Below are 687 nucleotides of genomic sequence, written 5' to 3' on the forward strand. Positions count from 1 at the left end.
GTGCGCGAACCCATCACAATATCTGTGTCTCCAGAACTGCGAGCGTTCTTGCAAGGATGCGTCGCCACCGGCCGCTACAGCAGCGTCAGCGAGGTCGTGCGGGCCGCCCTGCGCGAGTTCGAGCGCGCCGAGATGGGTAAGGCCCCGACTGACCAGCGAGCGATGGCGGGACAGCCTTCTACTCCTGCTGGCTGCGCCTAATCCGATGTTCGGTAGCCGGGACTTCCTAGCCGGGGCGGGCGAGATGGCGACGCTGATGCGCGCCTACGACTGGACCACGACCCCGCTTGGCGAGCCCGAGGGTTGGCCGTCCGGCCTGCGCACGGCGGTGCGCCTGCTGCTCAACAGCCATCACCCCATGCATATCTTCTGGGGGGCGGAGGCGACGTTCTTCTACAACGACGGCTTCGTGCTTTCGGCGGGACCGGAGCGCCATCCCTCCGCGCTTGGCCGTCCGGCTTTCGAGAGTTGGGGCGAGATCTGGCCGGTGATCGGTTCCGAGGTCGCCAAGGTCCGCAACGGCGGCGGACATACGTGGTACGAGGACCAGCACGTCCCGATCTTGCGCCAAGGTCGCATCGAGGATGCCTACTGGACCTACGGGTTCAGCCCGATCGATGACGAGACCGCGTCCAACGGCATCGGCGGGGTAATCTCGATCCTGACCGAGACCACCAAGCGCAAGGC

1 protein-coding gene and 1 pseudogene are annotated in these 687 nt (G+C 66.1%); both read left to right on the forward strand.

Translation table 11 applies throughout. The annotated features are described in order from the left end of the window. Window positions 1-201 (forward strand): type II toxin-antitoxin system ParD family antitoxin (locus MKK82_RS29820; RefSeq protein ID WP_279603356.1); only part of this gene is annotated, 201 nt, incomplete at its 5' end. A 4-nt stretch (window positions 202-205) separates the two neighbouring features. Then, window positions 206-687, forward strand: a pseudogene (locus tag MKK82_RS29825) (hybrid sensor histidine kinase/response regulator); the annotation flags it as partial.

This window comes from Methylobacterium sp. E-046, from assembly GCF_022829625.1.
Taxonomy (GTDB): Bacteria; Pseudomonadota; Alphaproteobacteria; order Rhizobiales; family Beijerinckiaceae; genus Methylobacterium; species Methylobacterium longum.